Genomic DNA, 24,029 nt, shown 5'->3' with positions numbered 1-24,029 from the left:
TTGCTTTCTTCTTTACCTACCTATTGCAAATGAAGTCGATTTTTGTGGCGCGGCATTTGGCTGCGTTGGCTATCTGCCTGCTCCTGGCTCCTGCGGTCCTGGCGCAAAACACCCCCGCTAACTTGCGCCACGCGGCTTATTCCTGGCAGGCCAAGCGGGCCCGCCTGCCCATTTCCGCCGCCGATGCCCAACTGCCCGCCGTGGTGGTGCGCGATTTTACGGCCCACGAGTACCTGTTTGATGAGGGCGAGAAGAACCTGCAGGTGTACAGCACCGAGCACCGCATTGTGCGGGTAAACTCCGCCGATGCCATTGAGCGGTTCAACAAAATCTACATTCCCGTGCAGGATGGCGGGCAGCTGCTCTCGATTAAGGCCCGCACCATCAGCCCCAGCGGCGAGATTGTGGAAGTCAACCAAAGCAACATTAAGGAGCTAAAGGACGACGACGGGGACCGGCGCTACAAGATTTTTGCGGTGGAAGGCGTGGAGAAAGGCAGCGAAATCGAATACCTCTATACCCGCTCCCGCCCCCTGCGTCTCTACGGCCGCGACTACCTGCAGAGTGAAACGCCCGCGCGGGATGTAACCTTCGAGCTGATCAGCCCTGAGGCCCTGCGCTTCGACGTGCGCATCTACCACGGCCCCAAAGCCGACCGCGACACCGTGGTGCAGGGCAAGCGCATTACGCGGCTGCACCTGGCGCAGGTGGCCCCCGCCCGCGAAGAAGCCTTTGCCAACGTTACGGCCGAGCAGATGCGCGTGGAGTATAAGCTGGCCTACAACCAGGCCCGGGGCAACACCCGCCTCTTCACCTGGACGGATGCCAGCCAGTACCTGCACCAGAACATTTACACGCTGTCGAAGGACGAGAATAAGGCCGTAGATAAGCTGCTGAAGCAAATCAATGTGTCCGCGGGCGCCACGCCCGAAGCCAAGGTGCAGGCGGCGGAGCACTACGTGAAAAGCAACTTCAACCTCGACCCGGGCGCCGACACCAACCTGACGCAGGCTATTTCCACCCGCAATGCCTCCGAAAGTGTCTTCACCAAGCTGTTTGCGGCCTTATTCAACCGGCTGGGCGTAGAGCACGAGCTGGGCTTTACCACCGGCCGCGACCAGGCCGTGTTTGATGAAACCTTCGACACCTGGAACTACCTCGACAACGCGGTTTTCTACTTTCCCGCCACCAAGCAGTGGCTGGCACCCGGCCGCCCCGACTACCGCTACGGCATGATTCCGGCCGAGTGGACGGCCAACCAGGGACTGTTTATCCGCACCGTGAAGCTAGGCAGTACCGAGTCAGCGGTGGGCAAGGTGCGGCCCATTCCCACGCTTACCGCCGCGCAAACCAGCAACGACCTGGACGTGAAAGTGCAGTTTTCGCCGGCTCTGGACAAAACCACGGTAGATATTCGGCAGGTGTTTGGCGGGTACAATGCCCAGGCCATTCAGCCCTATTACTCCTTTATTCCCGAGGACAAGCGTACCGAGGCCATGCAGGAGCTGGTGAAGGCCAACGTGAAGGATGCCACCTTTAAGGCGCTGAAAGTAACCAACGGTGAAGCCGGGCTGAGCCCCCTCACCAAGCCGTTTATCGTGGATGCCACCGTCGAGTCGGGGGCGCTGCTGAACCGGGCAGGTCCGCGCTACCTGTTCCATATCGGGGAGCTGATCGGGCCGCAGTCGGAGCTTTACCAAACCGAGGAGCGGCAATTTGACGTGGAAAACGAGTTTAACCGCAGCTACCACCGCGTGATCAGCTTTGAGCTGCCGGCGGGCTACCAGGTGCGCAACCTGCAGGATCTGACTGCCAACGTGCAGGCTGGCCCCGATGCCAAAGCGCCCGTGTATTACTTCCGCTCCGGCTACCAGCAGCAGGGCCAGAAGATAACCGTCACCATCGACGAAGTGTACGACCAGATCCGCTGGCCCAAGAAGGACTTTGAAGCCTACCGCAGCGTCATCAACGCGGCCGCCAACTTCAACAAAGTGGTGTTGGTACTGGAGAAAAAAAGCTAAAACCTCGTTTTAAGACAACAAAAGCGCGCCCTGGGTTACCCTGGGGCGCGTTGTCTTTCGGGAGAATATACTCGGCATGCCGAACTTTTTGTACTTTGCTGCTCTATGGATAAAGCCGCTGCCTTCCGCCAGAACATTCTGAACCCCACCAAGCTGCGCCTCTTCATGCTGCGCAGTCTGCCCATGGCCTATTTGGCCGGCCTGCGCGTAACCAGCCTCACGGCCGAAGAAGCCACGGTGACCGTCCCATTTAAATACCTCACCAAAAATCCATTTCGCAGCATTTATTTTGCTTGCCTGAGCATGGCGGCCGAAATGGCCAGCGGCGTGCTGGCCATGCAGCACATTCAGGCCGCTGCCGGGCCGGTATCGATGCTGGTGGTGGGGTTGGAGGCCGGGTTCAGCAAGAAAGCAGTGGGCCTTATTTCGTTTCGCAGCCCCGATGGCGCCCGCATTGCCGAGGCCATTGCCGAGAGCCGCGAAACGGGGGAAGGGCGCACGGTGGTATGCACCAGCACGGGCACCGACGAAGCCGGGGATGTGGTAGCCACCTTTCGCATCACGTGGTCGTTCCGGGCAAAAAAAGCCTGAGGCCCCAAATTCTTGTTGAGCTAGTGGTTTATTTCACGACCTTGCGCCGCTACGGTAGCAGCCCCATGCAGCAGGCGGGGCTAACTGAACCCGGATTATTAGCCCAAATAGAATAGCGGCTCCTGAGTTTGCTACCTCTGAAGAACCACGTCACAGCGCACGCGCAATGAGCACGAAACTGTATTCCGTTATCACGGCCACGGGGAGTTATCTGCCCACCCGCATCGTTAGCAACGCGCACTTTGTCGCTACCGAATTCTTTGATGCCAGCGGGAGCCGCTTAAATAAGCCAGGCCCGGAAATCACCGAGAAGTTTGAGCAGATAACCGAGATACGGGAGCGGCGGTACGTAACGGCCGATCAAACCGCCTCGGATATTGGGTTCCTGGCCGCGCAGGCCACCCTGGCCAATTCCGGTATTGATGGGGAAACGCTCGATTACATCATCGTGGCGCACAACTTTGGGGACGTCGCCGAGGGTAACAAGCGCACGGATATGGTGCCTACCCTGGCCGCCCGCATCAAGGCCAAACTGGGTATTAAAAACCCGTATACTGTGGCCTACGACCTGCCTTTCGGGTGCCCGGGCTGGCTGCAGGGCGTCATTCAGGCCGATTACTACCTGCGCTCCGGCGACGCCCGCCGGATTATGGTTATCGGCACCGAAACCCTGTCGCGGGTGTGCGACCCCCACGACCGGGACAGCATGCTCTACGCCGATGGGGCCGGGGCCATCATCCTGGAAGCGCGTGAAAGCGCCGAGCCCGTCGGTATTCTGGCGCACGGCACCCGCTCCGATACCGACCAGTTTGCACACCTGCTGCGCATGGGTAGCTCCTGCAATCCCGACTACCCCGCCGCCGACCTGTTCCTGAAAATGGATGGCCGCAAGCTCTACGAGTACGCGCTGAAGACGGTGCCACAGGCTATTAAAGCGTGTCTGGAAAAAGCCGGCGTGCCCCTCACCGAGGTGAGCAAGGTGCTCATCCATCAGGCCAATGGCAAGATGGACGACGCCATCCTGAAGCGTTTGTATAGCCTCTACAATCTAAGCGAAATTCCGGCTGGCGTGATGCCCATGACCATTTCCTGGCTGGGCAACTCTTCGGTAGCCACGCTGCCCACGCTGATGGACCTGCTGCTGCGTGGCGAGCTTCCCGAGCAGACGATTACGCCCGGCTCGCTCATCGTCTTTGCCTCCGTGGGAGCGGGCATGAACATCAATGCCGTGGTGTACCGGGTGGAGCAGTAGACCACGCCGCCCGGTTAGTTCCTAATCCCCGAGACTCTCCTTGGTAATGACATCTACCAGGCCATCTTCGCTGACCACTACGGCCAGGCAAGGGTAAGGGGAGCTTTCTACGTAGCGAATGGCGGAGTTGTAGCGGGCCCCACGAGTGCTGGTCCCGCGACCAGTGGCTTTACCATCGAGAATGACGCCGATAGAGTAGCAGTAGCCGTCGGGGTCGAGGAGTACGGCCCCGTCGATGGCGGTGATGAGGCGGGTGATGAGGGGCGTAAGCGGCACGGGCTCAATCAGTGTGCACTGCAGCTTGAGGCGGTCGGCTTCGGCCAGGGCTTCGGTGGTAATGACGAGTAGGGTACCATGCTTCTGGCGGCTGGCTTCCAGCACCACATCCCAGAGGCGCTCTACTTTGGTGCTGTCGGTGAGGTTAAAGGTGCGGCGCAGGTCGCGGCGGAAGTGGGTGCGGTTCAGGCGGGTGCGCGGCAGGCTGGGCTGGCCATAGTTGGCGCGCATAAGCACCTGCCCGTCGTGCTGAAACTCCCAGATGTAGTGCTTCACGAAGTTGATGATAAACAAGTCTTCGCGGGCGGCATCGTAATGGCCCACGATGCGGCCCAGGGCATACACATTCTCCCCGTCGGCCAGCAGGCTCACGTCGGGCGTGGTCATTTCCAGGAGCTTGCGCACGGCACGGTAGTCGGTGAGCGGGGTAGGGCAGGTGAGGGCAAATACCTCTTCCAGGTTGGGATGGTGGCGGCGGGCCAACAGCAGCTTGCCTACGCCCTCGGCGCCTTCGTAGCGCAGGGAGGAAATGGTGGTGCAGGTGGCAAACAGCTTGGCGTCGGTCGGGTCAAGACCCAGGTCCTGAGCGGGCGTATCCATAAACAGCCGCCCGGCCGCCCGGATAACCTCCTCCGTGTCGCGCGGCCGCATGAAGAGGCTCAGACCCGGCTCCGTTTCGTTCAGGGCCTTCCAGCATTCCTCGTGAAAGCGCATCACCACTGACTGCAGCAGCGAGGTAGCCAAGGGGCGGCCATCGGTGTAAAAGCGCAGGGGCTCCAGGGAAGCGTAGCGACGCAGTACCTTGGTGTTGAGCTGTAGCACTGTGAGCACGAAGTGGTTGTGCACCAGCACCGGCAGGCCCACGAAGCTTACCCGCTTGGCCGCGGAGGTATCGGCGTCGAATACCTCCTGCACGGCCCGGCGCAGGGCCACGGCCTCCTGCCGCCACTGCTCAAACCACTCGGATACCACCTCGTAGCCCTGAAAAGGCCAGGGCTCCTGTTGCTGCAAGGCCCGGCCCCGCTCGCGCACGGCCATAAACCGCTCACTGTGCAGCAGGGCCCCGTCGGGCTCCAGGCGAATGAGGGGGCCACCTGCGCCCTCGGGCGTGGCCGGAATGCCCAGCAGCAACACCGTGGGGTTGAGCTCATCGTCGAGGGCATCGAAAATGCTTTGCGCGCTTTGCTGGGCTGCCTGCCGGAAGCGGGCCTGGTGGGGCCACATGGCCAGGGGGCCTACCGCCGGCTCGGGCAAAAGGGGTTGAACGGGCGGGGCACTAAGTAAGGGGAGAGGAGCCAGCATGCAGCAGGAAACGAGGCAGAGAAACTACAATTGAAATACAACCGGCAGCACCATCTTTTGCTTTATCGGTTGTCCCTGATAAGTGGCCGGCAGCCATTTCGGGGCCGACTGAATCAGACGTACGGCTTCTTCGTCGCAGCCGGAACCCAGGCGCTTCACCGGCTTGATATCGGTCAGGGAGCCGTCTTTTTGAATGATGAACTCCACAATAACCCGACCTTCTACCTTTCGCTGCTTGGCCTGGGCCGGATATTTCAGGTTTTGCTGAATCCAGGCAAAAAAAGCGTCGGTGCCCCCTGCCGGGCGGGCGGGCTGGTCGGGCTTGATGACGGTGGGCGTAGTGGTAGCGGCCGGAGTTGGGGGTAAGGCCGGAGCCGCTGACACGGCCGTTGTGGCTGGGGAAGCGGGAGAAGCCGCCTGGTCGGCTGGAATCTGGAAGGTGATGGGAATGTTCATGCGCATCCGCACTTTCTCGCCCCGGTTCAGGGCGGGCGTCCACTTCGGGCCTTCCTTGATAACGCGCACGGCTTCCTGGTCGAGGTCGGGGTCGAGGGGCTGCTGGGGCTCCACGTGGGAAACCGCCCCTGACTTTTCAATGACAAACGTAACCACCACCGTGCCCTGGGTGCCGCGCTGCAAAGCCGCCGTAGGGTAGTTCTGCTTGTCGGCCAGGTATTGCGCAAACGCCTCCATCCCCCCTACGGGCGTGGCGGGCTGGGCCGCGGCTTCGTAGATTTTATCTTCGTCGGGTTTGGGATATTTCAACTTCTTCTGCGCCTGAACCGAAGTTGTTCCGGCACCTAGCAGGCTCATCAGTAAGGTGAAGAATACAAGCAACTGTTTCATAACGAGAACGATAAAGCTGAAAAAGGCGTGGGCAATGTTGCTTTCTCAACGGCGCAACCCCGGCCTTGGGTTCAGGCGCTACGCAAAGAGTCGAATTTCGATAGATTTGACCTTATGAAAACTGAGGAAACTTCCACGGCTCACCACTCCGGCCGGGCCCCCGAGCCGGTTGGTTTGTACCCGCATGCCCGCCGGGTGGGCAACCTGCTTTTTCTGTCGGGGGTGGGGCCGCGCCAGCGCGGCCAGCAGGCCGTACCCGGCGTGGAGCTGGATGAGCAGGGCCGAATTCTGCGCTACGACTTCGAAAGCCAGTGCCACGCCGTGTTCCAGAATGTGCACTACATCCTCGAAGAAGCCGGGGCGCGCTGGGAAGACCTGGTAGACGTGACCGTGTTTCTGACCAACATGCGCGACGACTTCGCCACGTACAACCGCCTCTACGCCGAGTACTTCGCCAGCAGCCAGCCCTGCCGTACCACCGTGGAGGTAAACTGTCTGCCCACCCCCATTGCCATTGAGCTCAAATGCATAGCCGCCGTGGCTGGCTAGCCCTGGCCCCACGACAATGGTAAGGAAGGCCGGAAGCAAACGGCGCGTACCTTCGCCCTTTCCCCGAACTCTGCTGCCGTGCCCCTCGAAACCTCCGCCTTTCGTTCCCTGTCTGTAAGCCCCGCCGAGCTGTTTGCGGCGAATTTACCGGAGCATGCCCGCCAGGAGCAGCATTATGCCAGTCGGCACCAAGCCGTAGCCTGGCTGCGGGTAGCGGTTTTCGTGGTCGGGGCGTTGGGGACCTATGTGCTCCTCAAAGATTATCAGTGGCTGGCCGGGTTTGGGGTGCTGCTGGCGGCCTACCTGGTGTTTGTGCTGGTGCTGCGCTGGCACAGCCGCCTGGGCTACCAGCGGACCCACTACCAGCTGTTGGGGCGGATAAACCAAGAAGAGCTGGACCGCCTGGCCGGCAAGCTCACCCAGTTTGAGGGTGGGCAGCGCTACGCCGACCCGGGCCACCCCTACACGGCTGATCTGGACGTATTTGGTCCACAGTCGGTTTTTCAGCTGTTGAGTAGAGCTACCTCACGCCTGGGCCAGGACCGGTTGGCCAACTGGCTGCAGCAGGCTGCTGCTCCGGCCACTATAATAGCCCGGCAGCAGGCCGCCGCCGAACTGGCCCCCGATGCTGCCTGGCAACACGAGTGGCAGGCCCGGGCCCGGCATTTCCCCTACCAAGCCGAAAACCCACACCGCTTTACCGCTTGGCTGCTGGAGGTGGATTTTTTTGCCGACAAGGTTTGGCTGAAAGCATTGCTGTTTGTGCTGACGCCCCTGGCGCTGGCCAGCGTGGGCCTGTGGCTGAGCGGGCAGCCGTTCCTGGTAGTAGCGCCGTTTCTGCTGCTGATGGGTGCCATCAACCACCGCTACCGTGGTGCGCGTGATGCCTATTTCGACCACAGTGAGCAAATGCACGATGTGCTGCGTGCCTACCGTGACCAGCTGGTACTCCTCGAAACCCGGGACGTAAGCTCACCCCGCCTGCAGGAGCTGCGCCAGGTGCTGCTGGCCGATGCCGGGCAGCCCGCTTCCCGGCAGGTTGGGCAGCTCGCCACCATTGTGGAGTATTTTTCCATGCGGCAGAGCACCTTAGCCGCGTTTTTTGCCAACAACCTGCTCTTCTGGGACTTTTTCTGGATGTGGCGCCTGGAGGGCTGGAAACGCCGCTTGGGCAGCCGGCTGGGAGCAGTGCTCGATGCAGTAGCCGAAACCGAAGCCTTGGTAAGCCTGGCAGCCTTTCAGTTGGCAAACCCAACCTACGTAGTGCCGGAAATAAGCTCCGAGGCCCTGGAGTTTACGGCGGAGGACCTGGGGCATCCGCTGATTTTCGCGCAGCAGCGCATTACCAACACATTCAGCACGGTGGGAGCGGGCCGTACGGGCGTGGTGACGGGCTCGAATATGTCGGGGAAAACCACGTTTCTGCGCACGGTAGGGCTGAACATGGTGCTGGCCCTGGCCGGAGCAGCTGCCTGCGCCCGCCAGCTGCGCGTAAGCCCGGCTCAGGTGTACACGGCCATGCGCACCCAGGATAACCTGGCCGAAAGTACTTCCTCCTTCTACGCTGAGCTGAAACGACTGCGGCTGCTGCTGGAGCTGACGCAGGACGGCCAGCCCGTGTTCTTCCTGCTCGACGAAATCCTGAAGGGCACCAACTCGCGGGACCGGCACCGCGGGGCCCGGGCCCTCATCCACCAGCTGCACCGCCTGCCGGCCAGCGGCCTCATCAGCACCCACGACCTGGAGCTAGGCGCCCTGGCCGACGAATTACCCGGGTTTGTGACCAACTACAGCTTCAACAGCACTTTTGAGGCTGAGCAGCTGCTGTTCGACTACCGGCTCACGCCCGGTGTGTGCGCCTCCTTCAACGCCAGCCAGCTGATGCGCCTGATGGGCATCGAGGTGTAGGTACAGGCAGGAAGCTGAACAGTGGTTAAGCGTACGCGGCTAACCACTGTTCAGCTGCGTACGTACAGCCTCCGCACTCATTCATTTCTTTTCTGTGTATATCCGCAATAACCTGCGCTGGCGCCTTATCTGGAAGGGGGCCTGGCAAACGCTGTTGATCTTTACGGCCTACTCCCTGCTGGTATGCATCATCTACGGGCCGTTGAACTTCCACTCGCTGGCTATTCCGTGGCAGCCCGTTGCCACCCTGGGCATTGCCGTATCCTTCTACATCGGCTTTAAAAACAACGGCTCCTACGACCGATTCTGGGAAGGGCGGCAGATCTGGGGCGGCATCGTGAATGCCAGCCGCACCTGGGCCATTCAGGCGCTGGAATTTGTGACCTCCGTGGTGGATGCGCCCAACGTGGACGCCCCGGCAGCCAGTGCCGCCGAGCTCACCGACCGCCACCGCTGTCTGGTGTACCGCCACCTGGCCTGGTGCAATGCCCTGCGCCTGCAGCTGCGCCGCCAGCCCGAGCTCTGGGATGAGCAGGTAGCACCCTTCCTGCAGCCGGAGGAGTCGGAGCGGATTCGCCGCTTCCAGAACCCGTCGGCTCACCTGCTGCGCGCGCAGGCCGCCGATTTGCGCATTCTGCGGGAAAAGCGCGGCTTGCTCAACGACTTCCAGCATGTGGCCATGATGGATACCCTGGAACAGCTTTACACCTTGCAAGGCGGCTGTGAGCGAATCAAGAACACGCCCTTTCCCCGCCAGTATGCGTTTTTCAGCTACGTATTTGTCTGGCTGTTTTCCGCGCTGCTGCCCCTGGGGCTAATCGGGGAATTTGCCCGCATGGGCCCCGACCATATCTGGCTGACGGTGCCCTTCGCCGTACTGGTTTCCTGGGTGTTCAATACCATTGAGGTGGTAGGCCATACCAGTGAAAATCCGTTTGAAAACCAGATGAACGACGTGCCTATGACAGCCCTGTGCCGCAGTATTGAAATAGACCTGCGCGAAATGCTGGGCGAAACTACCATTCCCGCCAAGCTGGAGCCCATAAACGACATCCTGTACTAAGCACAGCGGGGAGCAGGCAATGCTTCCCTTGGGGAATAGGGTTAAGACCGTGAGGTAGGATAAAAAGTATATCAACCCTGTCACCATCTCAGGCAGGCTTTCGTATAAGCGCGCACCGCTTCTGCTTGTTCTGGGCGTTAGTTGCTTGGCTTGTACGCAAGAACAAGAATACCAGAAGGGTAGGAGCTGCGGGTTTGCCTGCCTGCGCCGCCTTTCAACTATGCCGTTTCGACGGAGAACTACCTGCCGCTCTATGGTGCTGCTGCCCCCGCTGCGCGCCGTCCCTGCCTCCTCTCATATCCCACCCACATGGAAGTTTACCGCGAAATTCTCCCGGAAAGCTATTTGCTGATTCTCGCCGATGAAGTGCCAGCTGCCCCCCACGATGGCGCGCTGGACTGGGCGCTACGCCGGGCCGCCCGCAGCGGCAAGTCCAGTGTTTGGATAGACTGCGGCCACCTCACCCACCTGCCGCCGGATGCAGCCGAGCTGCTCACCTTTTACTACCATAAGCTGCAAAAGCATGGTATGAGCCTGGTGCTATGCCACCTGTGCCCGGAAGTGCGGCTGGAGCTGGAGGCATTGGTCCCGGTGCTGCACCCACCCATCGTCGATACGCTGCTGGATGCCGAGCACTACTGCCAGCAGCAGGCGGTGCAGCGGCAGGCCTCGTAGTAGTTGTTCGTTGTTCGTTGTTAGTTGTTCGTTGTTAAGGAACCAACGACTAACAACTGACAACGAAGAACTGACCACCACCTTCTATGCTTGCTTCTACCCGCTCGGTTCGTTACTTTTTTTCCAGTCAGGACTTTTCCGATGGTCTGCGCACCACCCTTTCGGTGCTGGTGCCGGGGCTCTGGATGGGCTGGTGGGGGCAGTTGGAGGCAGGGCTGACGCTCTCGTTGGGCGCCTTGTGCATCAGCATTATTGATAGCCCCGGCCCGGTGGTGCATAAGCGTAATGGCATGCTGGTGGGCTTGGGCTTGCTGCCCCTGGTTGCCCTGCTCACCGGCCTGGCCGCGCCCCATCTGTGGCTGCTGGGCCTGGAGGTAGGGGTGCTGAGCTTCGTTTTTACGCTGTTTCTGGTGTATGGCAACCGCGCTGCCTCGGTAGGTACGGCCGGACTGCTGCTGCTTATTCTGATGATGGACCGGCAGCTTGCCCTGCCCCAGCTGCTGGAATATGCTGGCTTGGTCACGCTGGGCGGGGCCTGGTACCTGGTCGTAAGCCTGCTCACGTACACCGTTCGGCCCTACCGACCCGCCCAGCAGGCCTTAGGGGAATGCATCAGGGCCGTGGCCGATTTTCTGCGGCTGAAAGCGGAATTCTACCGCACGGGTACCAGCCTGGACCAGGACTACCGCCGCCTCGTAGCTCAGCAGGTGACGGTAAATGAAAAGCAGGATGCCGTGCGTGAGCTGCTGTTCAAAACCCGCCAGATGATGAAAGAGTCGACGGGGACGGGGCGCCGGCTGGTGCTCACGTTCGTGGATGTGGTGGACCTCTATGAGCACATCACGGCCACGTACTACGACTATGCCGCCCTGCACCAACGGTTTGAAGCGACGGGCGTGCTGGATACTATTGCCGGCATAGTGGAGCAGTTGGCCGCCGAGCTGGAAAGCATCGGGTTTGCTATCCAGGCCAACCACGGCTATACCGCCAAAGCTCCGCTCACCCCGGCCTTGGAGCAGCTCAAAAGCCGCATTGATGCGCTGGAGGCCGCCGGACAGGTGGGCAATACCCTGGTGCTGAAGAAGATTCTGGTGAACCTGCGCAACCTTACCCAGCGCCTGCAGGATATTCTGGCCTATTTCGATGCCAACGCGCCGGCTCCGGCCCGGCGCGAGCTGGAGTTCGGCCGCTTCGTGGCGCACCAGAGCTTCGACCTGGAGCAGCTCCGCGACCAGCTTACGCTCAACTCCGGAGTATTTCGCCACGCTATCCGCATGATGCTGGCCTGCCTGGTGGGCTTTGTGGTAGCCAAGCTGGTTCTCCCCGGTCATCATAGCTACTGGATTCTGATGACCATTACCTACATGCTCAAGCCCGCCTTTAGCCTCACCAAGCAGCGCAACGTGCAGCGCGTGCTGGGCACGCTCGTGGGCGGCGTTTTTGGCGCCCTACTGCTGTGGCTGATATCCGATAAGCTCGTGCTGATTGCCCTGCTGGCAGGCTGTATGCTGGTGGCTTTCAGCTTCACGCGCAGCAACTACATTGTGGCCGTCACCTTCATGACGCCCCTGGTGCTGATTCTTTTCAGCTTTGTGGGGCTGCCTTACCTGCAGGTAGTAGAAGAGCGTGTGCTGGATACAGTCGTCGGCTGCCTGATTGCTTTTTTGGCCAGCTACCTGCTTTTCCCTCGCTGGGAGTCAGACCAGTTGCACGACTACATGAAATCCGTTCTGCGGGCCAATGGGCATTACCTGCATACTCTGGCCGAGAGTTTGGTGGGCGCGCCCGTAGCCATTGTTGAGTATAAACTGGCCCGAAAGGAAGTGTACGTCAGCTCGGCCAACCTCGCCGCCGCCTTTCAGCGCATGATGTCGGAGCCGAACGGCAAGCAGCACCGGCCTACGGAAGTGCATGAGTTTGTGGTGCTGAACCACATTCTGTCGTCCAACGTGGCGTCCATCACCTCAGCCATTCTTACCGGCGAAACGCGGCCACTGCTCTCCGCTGCTAGTTTGCGCTCCGTGCGCCAGGCGCAGCAGGCCGTGCACCGCAGCCTGCGCCGCCTCGACCCCACCGAGCCTGACCGTACCCCGGCCGAACCCGCCCCGCTGCCTGGGGCCACTACCACCAGCCCCGACAGTCAGTTGCAGGAGCAGCTGGAGTTCATCCGGAAGGTGAGCAGTGATATTGGCAAGGTGACGGAAGCTGTTTTGGCTTAAGTGGCCTAACGAAAAAAATAAGCGCTACTCCCGCATGGGAAGTAGCGCTTGTTCGGCTCAAAGAACGTTGGCCTGGCGTTTAGTGGGCTACCACCAGTCGCTGCACAGCTACTTGTTTGCCAGAGGTTACCCGCAAAAAATAGGTGCCATTACTCCAGGCGCGGGTGTCGAGGACATGTTGCCGACCCGTAAAGGTGGTAGTGAGCACATGGCGGCCGCTGAGGTCATACACCTGCAACTGATGCTGCGTACCGGCAGCAACTTCCAGCTGCACCGTGGCGGCGGCCGGGTTTGGGTACAGGTGCAGGGCTACTGACTTGCTTTGCCTTTTCGTGCCCGTCGTAGTTTGGGCGGCAATACGCAGAATCCAGGTTTGATTGGCGCCCAACGAAGCTAAGCTGGCTGACCAATCCGCAAAACCACCCTGGGCATCGAGCGTGACGCTGCCGGCAGCCTGCCCGGAGTACAGGTCGGTAACGGCATAGGTGCCCGCGGGCAGGGAGGAAACCGCCATGGAAACCTTGGGCTTAGCTAAGGCGGTGCTGCCAAGGTTGGCCAGCACCAGCACTGCTTCCTGCTCATACACCCGCACGTAGCCCAGCAGGCTGGTAGCGGAGGTGGTTGTGGGCAGAATGTAGCCTTTGCGCAGCGTTTCGTGCGTGTTGCGCAAGCCAATAAGTTGCTTGTAGTGGCTGAGCAGGGAGGTGGCATCAGCCTGCATGGTGGCTACGTTGTACTGGGCGTAGTTGCTGTTCAGGCCGCGCCAGGGGCTGCCCGTGGTAAAACCGCCGTTGCTGCCCGCCGTCCATTGCATGGGCTTGCGCTTGTTTTCATCGACCCCGGTGCCCAGCATGCCTACCTCTTCGCCGTAGTACAGAAAGGGTACGCCCGGCATGGTGAGGTAAAGGGCTGCGGCCTGCTTCATGCGGGGCATATCCCCGCGCAGCGTTTCAAGCACCCGTTCCTGGTCGTGGTTGGAAAGGAAGGTGGCGTACTGCAGCTTGGGGTAGCTTTGGTCGATGAGCTGCAGCTGGGTTTTCAGCGTTGCGGCGCTGCCCGTGTTCAGGCCATTGAGGATGGCCGAGGACAAGTCAAACTCAAAGCAGGCGTCCAGCCGGTCGTTTACCACATACGGGACCACCGCCCGGGTGCTCGACCATGCTTCGCCCACCGTAAAGGCGTCGGGGTTGGCTTCTTTGACCACATCATGAAATTCCTCGAGCAGGCCAAACGTTTCGGGCGTGTCTTCCATCTGCTGGCCATCTTCGTCGAGGTACTTCACAGCATCAAGGCGGTAGCCATCCACGCCTTTGTTGAGCCAGAAGCGTGACGCATCCCACATGGCCGTTTTCAGTTCTGCGTTGCTCCAGTTCAGATCGGGCATGCCGTCCCAGAATAAGCCGTAGTAGTAGGCGCTGTTGCGGGGGTGCCACACCGTCTGGCCCCACGGGCCCTGGTAGCCGGGGTTAGTGGCCGACCACCGGTACCAGTCGCGGTAGGGGCTGGTGGCGCTGGCGGCGGCCTGCGTAAACCACGGATGCTCCCGGGAGGAGTGGTTCAGCACCAGGTCGATGATAACCTTGATGCCGCGGGCGTGGGCGGCGGCCAGGAACTCCTCAAACTCGGCCATGGTCCCGTAGTCGGGCTCGGTGGCTTTGTAGTTGGTCACATCATAGCCGTGGTAGCTCGGCGACTCCATCATGGGCATCAGCCAGATGCCCGTAATGCCCAGGTCGGAAGTGGTGTTGGGGTTGCCGTCGTTGAGGTAGTCGAGTTTGGCGGTAAGGCCTTTGAAGTCGCCCTTGCCGTCGCCGTTGCTGTCGTAGAAGCTGCGCACAAAGACTTCGTAGAACACGGCATCATTCCACCAATGCGTGGTGTACTGCGTGGGCGTGCTGCCGCAGGCTTCGCAGGAGCTAAAGCACAGCGTGCCCGTGGTATTCACCTCAGCCGTTGCGTCGACGGTGCGGTTCAGGTCGGAGCCAGTGCCACAGGCCGCGGGTACGGCCTCCACTCCGGTCCAGCTGGTGCCATTGATGAACTTGTACTCAAACCGACCAGAAGCCGGCAGGGCCACGGTTACCTCGTAGATTCCGTCTCCGTTATCATCCTGCAGCGCCGTGGTAGCCGGGTCCCAATCGGCGCCGTATCCGGCCAGCGCCTGAAAGTTACCGGCCACGTGCACGCCCCCGGGCGCCACGGTCTGGCCCTTCATGTTTACGGAAAAGCTCAGCAGGGTAGCGCAACCGTTAAAGGCAATGGCCGGCAAACGCAGGGCGGAGGTACCGATGGTAACCTGGCGGTTGAGGTTGCCGCCGCCATCATCCTGGCCGCAGCTGGCGGGCACGGGCTCGGCCCCATCCCAGCCGGCGCCATTGATAAACTTGTACCGGTAAGTTCCGGCGGGCACTTCCACTGTCACTTCGTACACCTTATCCCCATCGGGGTCGGTGAGGGCGGTGGTACCCGGGTTCCAGTCGGCACCGTACCCGGCCTTCGACTGGAAGGTGCCAGCCACGTGCACGCCGGCGGCCGCTACGGTTTGCTGGCTCATATCCACCCGGAAGGTGAGCTGAGCAGCCTGGGTCGACAGGGCAGTTCCGGCCAGGGCCAGGAGGAGTAACAGGTGTTTCATAAGCAGGTAAGAAGGCAAAGGGACAAACAAGATACGACAGCCGGGCGTGCCGGCTGTTACAGCGCCTGAAAAGAACCGGATAGGGAATGACTCAAGCTGAACCAGTGAAGACGCAAAAAAGCCCCGCTGAAATCCCAGCGGGGCTTTTTCACGAAAGTAGTTGATGGCTAGAAAGCCACGCCCAAGGTAAGACCCACGCGCAGACCAAAGCCGTCGAAGGCGCTGTTCACGTCGAAGTCATCCTCCTCGCCCGATTCTACATCCAGTGAGCCGGCGTTGTAGCCCAAACCCAGGAAGGGGTCCAGGGTGATACGCTTTTTGAAGGCCCACTGACGGCCTACGGCAATACCGCCGCCAAACGTGCTCAGGGTTGCTTTGTCTTCTTCCTTATTACCCGTGTTATCCTCGTAGGTGTTGGTGAGCGAGAAGCTCTGGTAGCGCAGGTACGGCCCTACGTAGAAGCCATCCAGGGCCTCGCCCGACAGGTAGAAACGATACTCCGGCGTCAAGCCAAAGCCCGAGAATTTGGTGTCGCCGGGCGAATAGGAAGTAAAGAAGAAGCCGAGCTGGGCCGACTGCGTGTCACTTACTTTGCGCTCGTAGAAGAACGAGCCAGTTTTGACGAGGGGGCTGAACAGATTGACTTTAATTGCATTGCTCTGAGCCGATGCCGCAGAGGCTGCGCCCAGCAACACGGCCAGGCTCAGTAGTACTTTCTTCATGGAATACAAGAATACAGATAGGGTAGAAAAAAAACTTTAAACCTTTTTGTCGGTACAACGTTATGCACAGTTTTTGTCTGTCCCAAGGCTTATCACATGAATATGTTACGGGTACTAGCTAACTTTTTTCGGTTAGCAAGCTCAGTAGCAAGCTATAACAGGGGGAGGATAGTACAGCTACGGATTAGCTTACTTCGCCGCCGGTACATCGGGCCGGAGCGTGCGGGCTAGCCACTCGAAAAACACGCGGTTCCAAAGCACGGAGTTCTGGGGCTTGCTGATCCAGTGACCTTCGTTAGGGAAATACAGGAAGCGGCTGGGAATACCGCGCAGCTGCGCCGTACCAAAGGCTTCCATGCCTTGCCCCTCGGGCACCCGAAAGTCCTTACCGCCGTGGATGACTAATAGGGGCGTGTCCCAGTTTTTGGCAAACTGTTGTGGGTTAAAGTCCGTGTAGCTTTTGTGGAGGGGCGTTTCCCAAGGTGCGGCCCCAATGTCCTGCTTGGCGAAAAACATTTCTTCCGTGGAGGGGTACCAGCTGGTGAGGTTGTAGAGGCCGCAATGCGCAATAAAGGTCTTGAAGCGGCCTTCGTGCTTACCTGCCAGGAAATACACGGAGTAGCCCCCGTAGCTGGCACCTACGCAGCCCAGCCGCGCCTTATCCACGTAGGGCTCGGCACTCACGGCATCAATGGCGGAAAGGTAGTCGCGGATGGGCTGCCCGCCCCAGTCCCCCGAGATGCTGTTGTTCCACTCCGTGCCGAAGCCCGGCAAACCACGGCGGTTGGGCGCCACCACAATATATCCGTTGGCTGCCATCAGCTGGAAGTTCCAGCGGTAGGAGAAGCTTTGCGTGATGGGGCTCTGGGGGCCGCCCTGGCAGTACAGCAGCGTCGGGTATTTTTTCGCGGGGTCGAAATCGGGTGGGTAGATGATGTAGACCTGCATCTGCTTGCCGTCGGTGGTTTTCACCCAGCGGGCTTCCGTTTTACCGGTTTTTACGCCCGCCAGCTCCTGCTCGTTGATGTGGGTAAGAGCCGTTTCGCGCCCGGTTTTGAGGTCGATGCGCACCAGGTCGGCGGGCTGGGCCTGAGTGGTTTTATTAGCAATGGCCACGGCGTTGCCGGCCAGCTCAAAGGCGTTGTAGTTCTGGGCGCCCTTGGTGAGCTGCTTCACCTTGCCGCCCTTGCTGGCCACGGCAAATAGCTGCTCGGTACCTTCCAGCACACTCACAAAGTACAGTGTTTTGCCATCGGGGCTCCAGCGCACGTTGGCCGCCGACAGCTCCGAGCCCACTGTAATATCCTCGTGCTTCTTGGTCTTGAAGTCGTAGATCCGGATGCCGTTGCGGTCGGCCTCGAAGCCCGGCGTTGCCATGCTCAGCCACGCCAGCCGGGAGCCATCCGGGGAGAAGACGGGTTCGGTGTCGTAGCCGCCTAGGCCCGCACTCAGATTCTGGGTTTGGCCTGTGCGGATATCGTAGAGGTAGATATCGGAATTGGTGCTTTCGGCCTCAGCCTTGCCCGTGAGTTTACGCGAGGTGTAGGCCAGGCGGTAACCGTCGGGGGAGAACGTGAGCTGCTCGGCTCCGCCCAGGGGTTGAAGGGGGGAGTCGAATTTCTCGCCGGCCATGACGTCCTTGCCGTAGCCGGTGGGTTTGCCGTCGTCTCCTACGGGCTGAAAGAATACGTGGGAGGCTTTCTGGTCATCCCATACGTTCCAGTGGCGGTAATTTAAGTCATCAATGAGCTTAGCATCGGCCTTGGGCAGATCCGGGAACAGCTCCTGCACCGTTTGGCCGGTTTTCACATCCTGGGTATACAGAATGAATTTGCCGGTGGGCGCGTACTTCAGGTTGCTGACGCCTTCATTCCCAAACTGGCTGAGGAGCCGTTTGCCGGAGCCATCGGCATTCATTACGTATAGCTGGTCGGTGCCGCTTTCGGAGGAAAGGAACGTGAGCTTGCCGTCGGGGCGCCAGTTGAGCGTGCTTTCCGAGGTAGGCGTGGCCGTCAGCTGCCGGGCTGCGCCCCCGACCACCGGCACCACCCAGATATCGGTGTTGCCTTTGTTGTCGGCCAGGGAGTAGCGCGTCACGGTATAGGCTACTGTTTTGTTGTCGGGCGACACCTGCATTTCGCCCAGGCGGCCCAGCTTCCAGAGAAGTTCGGGGGTGTAAAGAGTGGATTGAGCAACGCTGGTAAGTGGCAAGGCCGCCAGCGCCGCCAGAAAAAGCTTATTCATGGAGAGGGGTGGAAAGGATGGGTCGGAAAGGTAGAAAAAGAATGCACGCGCTGCCCTCAGCCCGGCTTTGGGCGGCGCAACATAGCCAGCCGGCGCTTACCTTGCAGCCATGCCCGATTTCCGTTTGCGCGTTTTTCAGACCGTTGCTCGGTCGCTCAATTTTACCAAGGCTGCGCAAGAGTTGTACATCAGCCAGCCTGCCGTTACCAAGCACATCCGGGAGCTGGAGCGCAGCTACGGGCAGCGCCTGTTTGAGCGGCGGGCTGGGCGCGTCACCCTCACCGAAGCTGGCCGCATCCTGCTGCGCCACGCCGATGAGGTAGAAGCCCTGCACCAGCAGCTCACCGACCAGCTCTACACCCTGCACGATGAAGCCGCCGGCCGGTTGCGCCTGGGCGCCAGCACCACGCTGGCCCAGTACGTGCTGCCGCCCATTCTGCCGGGCTTCCAGCGCCGCTACCCGCACGTGCAACTCACCTTGCTCAACGGCAACTCCGAGCAGATTGCCGAAGCCCTCCTGCATGGCCATATCGACTTAGCCTTCGTGGAAGGACAGACGCACACCCGGGACCTGCACTACGAGCTGCTGCTGGAAGATGAGCTGCTGCCCGTGCGCCGCGCCACCCCAGCCGGCCCACCCAGCCGGCCCGTAGCCCTCACCGATCTGCTGACTCACCCGTTGGTGCTACGGGAGCGGGGCTCAGGCACGCTGGAAGTATTGGAGTTTGCCCTGCGCGAACAGGGAATAAAGCTCACCGACTTTACCGTGGCGTTCTACCTGGACAACACCGAAGCCATTAAGTCCTACCTGGAAGCCGCCCCTGAATGCCTGGGGTTTGTATCGCAGCGGGCGTTGAGTAAGGAGTTTCGGGCTGGCCTGCTGGAGGTAGTGCCTATTGCTGGGGTGCGCCTCACCCGGCGGTTTGAGTCGGTGTGGGTGCAGGGGCAGCCGCTGTCCACGCAGGCACAGCGCTTTCTGCGCTATGCTACTACTATACTGACGGTGCCAGTCGAGGAGGGGTAGTGTTATAACTTCAGGTAATTGGTGATAATCATTTTTGATTATCGTGGCGCGGCGGGTTGCCGTAGGTTTGTGGGAACAAAGCGTCCCCTGTGTATGCCCGCCAAAGCCCATCTATCTTCCCGTCATCTGCTCTCGGCTCTGCTTAGCCAGCTGCATGTCAGCATGGCGCGGCCACTGTGGGAGGCGCGGATTACGGTTACGGGGCGTCAACTAGTGTTTGGCTCGGCTGTGGGTGTATGCTTGTCGCCCTGGGGCTCCCCGCCACTGGCGCTGGCGCTAGGGCTGCTGGTAGCCTTGCTGGTCGGAAACCCCTTCGCAGCCCAGAGCAAACGGTTTACAGCGCCATTGTTGCAATGGTCGGTTATCGGGCTGGGCTTTGGGCTCAATGCCCAACAGGCTATGCAAGCCGGGCGCGAAGGATTCATTTTTTCGGCGGCATCCATCTTCGGCACCTTGCTGCTGGGGTGGCTGGTAGGCCGGTGGCTGGGTATCGACCGGCGCACGGCCCACCTCATTGCCAGCGGCACTGCTATCTGCGGGGGTAGTGCTATTGCCGCAGTAGGCCCCGTAATGCGGGCTGAGGAAGGGCAGATGTCGGTGGCGCTGGGCACGGTGTTTATGCTGAATGCGCTGGCCCTGTTTCTTTTTCCGGTCGTTGGGCATGCCCTCGGCCTCAGCCAGCACCAGTTCGGCCTGTGGGCCGCCATTGCCATTCACGACACCAGTTCAGTGGTAGGCGCCGCCAGCCAGTACGGCGACGAAGCCCTGCGCATTGCCACTACCGTAAAGTTGGCCCGCGCCCTCTGGATAATTCCTGTGGCGCTGGGTACCGCCCTACTGTTTAAAACCCCCGGCGCGCAGGTAAAGCTGCCTTGGTTTATTCTGGGCTTTGTTGGGGCCATGCTGCTCAATACCTACGTGCCAGTGCTGCAAGGGCTGGCGCCGGTGGCCGTGCTGGTTGCCAAACTGGGCCTCACGCTCACGCTGTTCCTGATCGGGGCTGGCTTGTCGGCCGGGGTACTGCGCTCCGTGGGGGTGCGGCCTTTGGTGCAAGGGGTATTGCTTTGGGTGGTCGTTTCCGGCGTTTCCCTCTGGGTGATTCTGCACTCAGTTTAGCCGGTTATTGCCTTCAAGTAAAGCACAAAGAAGGGCCCTACGAATAAAGTAGGGCCCTTACGTATGTATACAGGAAGGAGGAGCTTAGTTTTTCCGCCCCGATCCACTCTTCTTGCCGCCACCGTCTTGCTTATTGACGGTAGCCCAGGCGCGCTTTTCGGCTTCTTCTTCCGAAACGCCGCGCTTTTCGTAGCTTTCTTCAATGTGTTCGGCCTGCCGCTTCTGCTTGTCGGTGTACGCCGATTTATCTCCTTGTGGCATGTGCGTAGTAGTTACGTGAACAATAGTCCCCGCAGGGATAGAAACTTGTACGCAGCTAAAGGAGCGGTGTTATAGTGGAGGTAGCCGCGGTTGCGCCGGGGTGGTTATCTTCGCACCTCGTAGTTCGCCTAGATTTCAGCCCATGCGCCAGCTTGCCGATATTCCGCATCCCAACGTCAAAATCACGCTATTCTCCTGGAATGGGAAATACCTGATTAAGCTGGAAAAAGGGGCGCTGGAGCAAACCTACAAGGTGAGTGAGCTAGACATAACCAGTGAGGCCGATGTGTACGCCCTGCTCGACGACGAATTTATTGAGGCCGCCGTCCAGCGGTTTGCCCTTATGCGCGAAGACTTGCAGGCTGCTTTCGACCGGCAAGGACTTTGATAGCAGCCTGCTCAACTTGCCTTCTTCCGGTTATTTTCCTTCGACTTGTTCTATGAAACACCTTGGTTTTCTGTGTTTGCTGCTCCTAAGCCTAAGCTGGAGCCGCACTGCTTCCGCGCAGCTGTATGAGGTGCGCCCTGGCACCGTCAAGTTTGAGAAAAAGGAGCGGGAAGCCGTGAAAGTACAAGTAGATGGTACCGCGCAGTGGACGCGGGACTTCTGGCAGAGCTGGCTGAAGGATACCTATAACATCAAGCTAAAAGGCGGCGGTGTGCTGGGCGTGGGCAAAAAAGACGTAATGGAAGCCAAGCAAACCCAAGTGTCGAGCGTATCGGGCAAGCTGCTGGACCTTTATTCCAACGTCACGTCCCCAACGGATTCTACCACCGAACTGTCGGTGTGGGCGGCGCTGGGGCCGGATACTTTCCTGCACCCCGATAACACAGCCTCCGAGTACGCGGCCTTGCGCAACATGGTGCAGTCGTTTGCTACGGCTGCCCGCCTTAAAGCCTATAAGGAGCAGATTGAGCAAGCCGAAAAGCACCTCAAGGACAGCGAAAAGGAAAAAGAAGACCTGAATAAGGACATCAAAAACATGCAGGCCAACACCGCCAGCAACCTGGCCCGCATCGAAGCCCTAAAAAAGCAGAACGTTGAAAACACGCTGAAAGCCCGGCAGGACTCGGTGAAGCTCATCGAAAACGCCCGCCTGCTGGAAGTGCGCAAAGCCCTGTTGCAGCGCCGTAAAGACCGTCTTTCCGCCCTCGACCGTAAATAACCGCGCCCCGCTTTATGCCCCAGGACTCTTCGCCGCTCGATACCCTGCGCCAGCTCAAGGAATGGCTGGATGCGGGCACTATCACCCCCCAGGAATTCGACACGCTAAAGCGCAAGCTGCTGTTCAGCGAAGCGCAAACCACCCCCCCAGCGGCGGCACCGCATGAGGAGCACGTCGTGCCCGGCCCCATTGAAGACCCCGGCTTGCCCACTTATGTGGAAAGCCCGCCCACTCCAGTCCCACCCGTGGCCGAAGTGCCGCCCGTGCGCGCCACACCGGCCGAGTTTTTCACCCACCCCACGGAAATTGGCCGGCCCGACGAGTCGCCTTCCCGGCAGCCTGACTTCCTGGCCAGCCCTCCGCCTCCCGAACCAGCCGAAGCAGTGTACGAAGAACCCGCGCCCGCCCCGCGCAATCCACTCATGCTGATCTTGATTATCGGCGGCATCGTGGCGTTGCTGGGACTGATAGCCTATCTGGCCATTGGCAACCGGGACTCCGAGCGGCTGAGCAGCACCACCATGACGGCCGCTGATTCCCTGGCTGTACAGCCCGAAGAAGGTCCGCAGACCGAGCAGATCGTATTGGACCCTGCTGCCGCGCCGGAAACCGTGCGCGTAGCCCCAGTACTGCCTCCGGCTGCTCCCGTCGATTCAGCCGCCTCCGCACCTGCTCCCGCCGCTACTGAAACGACACCCACCGCCGCTCCCGCCTCAGCCGACGACAACGCCGTGCGGAGTCAGGTGCAGAGTGCTCTAACGGCTTACTACGAAGACCTGAAAGCCGCCCCCTTCGACGCGGCTACCCACTTTGCCCCGCAGGTTGAGCGGTTCTACACCCAACAGAACACCACGCCCGCCGCTATCAACGAAGAGCTGGCGAAGTCGCACTTCCCCGAATTCACGGAGGCCGAAACTACCATCGAGCCCGGTAGCCTGCAGGTAGGGCCCGTAACGGAGGATGGCTCTCGCATGATTACTTACCGCGAGAAAAGCCGGGCTTTCCGGCAGTCCAAGCAGCAGCACCAGCAAACCACGGCGCAGGTGCGCGTGCGCCTCGATAAGAACTTCAAGATTACTTACCTGCGTCAGGAGCGGCTGTTGGAAAATGTATTCAGTGAGTAAGAGGGGAGCGGGGCTGAGCTTACTGCTGGCAGCAGTGCTGGCCGGATGCAGCATCAACGTTATCCGGCCCAAGCAAACCTTCACGGCTACCGTGCCCGCCGCACCCGACTACAGCCGGCCCGGAAGCTGGGCCGCCCTGCCCACCATGCGCGACTCGGCCGACGCTCACCCGGCCCACACCGCTTTCCGCGACCAGCAGGCCACGGCCCCGGCCGACGTGTTTTTTCTGCACCTCACCACGCTTATCCAACCTAAAAGCTGGAACGGCGACCTGGCCGATAAGGTCCTCAATAAGTTTACCGACCAGTTCAGCATCCGCACCCAGGCTAGTGTGTTCAATGCGGCCGGCCGCATCTACGCGCCCCGGTACCGGCAGGCGGCCCTGTTCTCGTTTTTCGACAGTACGGCCAACGCCCGCAACGCCCAGGAGCTGGCGTACCAGGACGTAAAAAAAGCTTTTCAGTACTATCTGGCAAACTACAACCAGGGACGTCCCATCATCCTGGCGGGCCATAGCCAGGGCAGTTTCCACGCCCGGCGCCTGCTGAAAGAGTTTTTCGATAACGACCCCAAACTGCGCCGTCAGCTGGTAGCGGCTTACCTGGTGGGATTCTCTGTGAACCCCAAGGAATACCAGACCCTGCAGCCCTGCCCCGATTCGTTGGCTACTGGCTGCTACGTGAGCTGGAATGCCGCTTCCTGGGGCAAGGAGTACCCGCCCTACGTGGGTTCGGCCGTCGTCAACCCGCTTACCTGGACTACGGATACCGCTGCTGCTCCTGCTTCCCTCAACCGGGGCAGCGTGCCCTACGGCTTCGACCGCCTCGATACGGCCGCTGTAGATGCTAAAATCCACGATGGTATTCTGTGGGTACATCCGCCCAAGCCCGGCGGCTACGTGCGCTTTCTGCTCCCTGGCCACGCCGAGCTGCGCCACTCCTTCCACATCGTCGACTACGGCATGTTCTACCAGAGTGTGCGCCGCAATGCCGTAGCACGGGTGCAAGCGTGGGAGCAGCGGCAAAAGTGAAGCCC

Annotated in this window: 20 protein-coding genes; 14 read left to right on the top strand and 6 right to left on the bottom strand. The window is 60.3% G+C overall.

Going from position 1 to position 24,029, the window contains the following annotated elements:
• Window positions 1–29 precede the first annotated feature (29 nt).
• From FY528_RS10540 to FY528_RS10530, 3 genes are all read left to right on the top strand, one after another.
• Window positions 30–2,021 carry a DUF3857 domain-containing protein gene (locus FY528_RS10540; protein ID WP_149070963.1) on the top strand — a complete coding sequence of 664 codons (1,992 nt, stop codon included), beginning with the start codon at window positions 30–32 and terminating at the stop codon, window positions 2,019–2,021.
• A gap of 105 nt (window positions 2,022–2,126) precedes the next feature.
• Window positions 2,127–2,612: a PaaI family thioesterase gene (locus tag FY528_RS10535; RefSeq protein WP_262383969.1), complete on the top strand. Its 486-nt coding sequence runs from the start codon at window positions 2,127–2,129 to the stop codon at window positions 2,610–2,612.
• Window positions 2,613–2,778: 166 nt separating this feature from the next.
• Window positions 2,779–3,864, top strand: coding sequence for a 3-oxoacyl-ACP synthase III family protein (locus tag FY528_RS10530; protein WP_149070962.1), 1,086 nt, complete (start codon window positions 2,779–2,781; stop codon window positions 3,862–3,864).
• 21 nt (window positions 3,865–3,885) lie between these two features.
• Here FY528_RS10530 and FY528_RS10525 read toward each other — a convergent pair whose 3' ends face one another.
• Together FY528_RS10525 and FY528_RS10520 are read right to left on the bottom strand one after the other, a co-directional pair.
• Window positions 3,886–5,442, bottom strand: a complete 1,557-nt coding sequence (locus FY528_RS10525) for a DNA integrity scanning protein DisA nucleotide-binding domain protein (protein WP_149070961.1) — start codon at window positions 5,440–5,442, stop codon at window positions 3,886–3,888.
• Window positions 5,443–5,466: 24 nt separating this feature from the next.
• Complete coding sequence (locus FY528_RS10520) at window positions 5,467–6,288, bottom strand: energy transducer TonB (RefSeq protein ID WP_149070960.1); 822 nt, start codon at window positions 6,286–6,288, stop codon at window positions 5,467–5,469.
• 114 nt (window positions 6,289–6,402) lie between these two features.
• Here FY528_RS10520 and FY528_RS10515 point away from each other — a divergent pair, with 114 nt between their 5' ends.
• From FY528_RS10515 to FY528_RS10495, 5 genes are all read left to right on the top strand, one after another.
• Window positions 6,403–6,837, top strand: coding sequence for a RidA family protein (locus tag FY528_RS10515; RefSeq protein ID WP_149070959.1), 435 nt, complete (start codon window positions 6,403–6,405; stop codon window positions 6,835–6,837).
• A gap of 78 nt (window positions 6,838–6,915) precedes the next feature.
• A complete protein-coding gene (locus FY528_RS10510) occupies window positions 6,916–8,745 on the top strand; it encodes a MutS-related protein (RefSeq protein WP_262383968.1) in 1,830 nt (609 codons plus the stop codon).
• Between the two features lie 94 nt (window positions 8,746–8,839).
• Entirely contained in the window at window positions 8,840–9,808 is a 969-nt protein-coding gene (locus FY528_RS10505) for a bestrophin family protein (RefSeq protein ID WP_149070958.1), read from the top strand.
• Window positions 9,809–10,117: 309 nt separating this feature from the next.
• The gene (locus FY528_RS10500) at window positions 10,118–10,483 is read left to right on the top strand and encodes a hypothetical protein (protein ID WP_149070957.1); all 366 of its coding nucleotides are present in this window, start codon (window positions 10,118–10,120) and stop codon (window positions 10,481–10,483) included.
• 86 nt (window positions 10,484–10,569) lie between these two features.
• The gene (locus tag FY528_RS10495; RefSeq protein ID WP_149070956.1) at window positions 10,570–12,702 is read left to right on the top strand and encodes an FUSC family membrane protein; all 2,133 of its coding nucleotides are present in this window, start codon (window positions 10,570–10,572) and stop codon (window positions 12,700–12,702) included.
• Window positions 12,703–12,781: 79 nt separating this feature from the next.
• On the opposite strand, the gene FY528_RS10490 is transcribed toward FY528_RS10495, so the two are convergent.
• The 3 genes from FY528_RS10490 to FY528_RS10480 all read right to left on the bottom strand — a co-directional run bounded on the left by FY528_RS10490 (window position 12,782) and on the right by FY528_RS10480 (window position 18,303).
• A complete protein-coding gene (locus FY528_RS10490) occupies window positions 12,782–15,337 on the bottom strand; it encodes an alpha-amylase family glycosyl hydrolase (protein WP_149070955.1) in 2,556 nt (851 codons plus the stop codon).
• Between the two features lie 167 nt (window positions 15,338–15,504).
• Window positions 15,505–16,059, bottom strand: coding sequence for a DUF3575 domain-containing protein (locus FY528_RS10485; RefSeq protein WP_149070954.1), 555 nt, complete (start codon window positions 16,057–16,059; stop codon window positions 15,505–15,507).
• A 189-nt stretch (window positions 16,060–16,248) separates the two neighbouring features.
• On the bottom strand, window positions 16,249–18,303 hold the full coding sequence (locus tag FY528_RS10480; RefSeq protein ID WP_149070953.1) for a S9 family peptidase: 2,055 nt from the start codon (window positions 18,301–18,303) through the stop codon (window positions 16,249–16,251).
• Window positions 18,304–18,412: 109 nt separating this feature from the next.
• On the opposite strand from FY528_RS10480, the gene FY528_RS10475 reads away from it, so the two are divergent.
• The gene (locus FY528_RS10475) at window positions 18,413–19,327 is read left to right on the top strand and encodes a LysR substrate-binding domain-containing protein (RefSeq protein WP_149070952.1); all 915 of its coding nucleotides are present in this window, start codon (window positions 18,413–18,415) and stop codon (window positions 19,325–19,327) included.
• A gap of 93 nt (window positions 19,328–19,420) precedes the next feature.
• The gene (locus tag FY528_RS10470) at window positions 19,421–20,443 is read left to right on the top strand and encodes a YeiH family protein (protein ID WP_262383967.1); all 1,023 of its coding nucleotides are present in this window, start codon (window positions 19,421–19,423) and stop codon (window positions 20,441–20,443) included.
• Window positions 20,444–20,527: 84 nt separating this feature from the next.
• On the opposite strand, the gene FY528_RS21240 is transcribed toward FY528_RS10470, so the two are convergent.
• A complete protein-coding gene (locus FY528_RS21240; RefSeq protein ID WP_168681432.1) occupies window positions 20,528–20,704 on the bottom strand; it encodes a hypothetical protein in 177 nt (58 codons plus the stop codon).
• Between the two features lie 142 nt (window positions 20,705–20,846).
• Between FY528_RS21240 and FY528_RS10465 the strand changes: the two genes are divergently transcribed.
• From FY528_RS10465 to FY528_RS10450, 4 genes are read left to right on the top strand one after another with little or no spacing between them, the layout of a single operon-like run.
• Complete coding sequence (locus FY528_RS10465) at window positions 20,847–21,092, top strand: hypothetical protein (protein WP_149070951.1); 246 nt, start codon at window positions 20,847–20,849, stop codon at window positions 21,090–21,092.
• Between the two features lie 52 nt (window positions 21,093–21,144).
• Window positions 21,145–21,870 (top strand): hypothetical protein, encoded by a 726-nt coding sequence (locus FY528_RS10460; RefSeq protein WP_149070950.1) that lies wholly within the window; start codon window positions 21,145–21,147, stop codon window positions 21,868–21,870.
• Between the two features lie 14 nt (window positions 21,871–21,884).
• Window positions 21,885–22,994 carry an SHOCT domain-containing protein gene (locus FY528_RS10455; RefSeq protein WP_149070949.1) on the top strand — a complete coding sequence of 370 codons (1,110 nt, stop codon included), beginning with the start codon at window positions 21,885–21,887 and terminating at the stop codon, window positions 22,992–22,994.
• Window positions 22,987–24,024, top strand: coding sequence for a DUF3089 domain-containing protein (locus FY528_RS10450; RefSeq protein ID WP_222931809.1), 1,038 nt, complete (start codon window positions 22,987–22,989; stop codon window positions 24,022–24,024). The genes FY528_RS10455 and FY528_RS10450 overlap by 8 nt, the downstream gene beginning before the upstream one ends.
• Window positions 24,025–24,029 lie beyond the last annotated feature (5 nt).

It is taken from the genome of Hymenobacter lutimineralis (genome assembly GCF_008271285.1).
Classification (GTDB): domain Bacteria; phylum Bacteroidota; class Bacteroidia; order Cytophagales; family Hymenobacteraceae; genus Hymenobacter; species Hymenobacter lutimineralis.
This window is presented reverse-complemented; position numbering and strand designations above follow the sequence as displayed.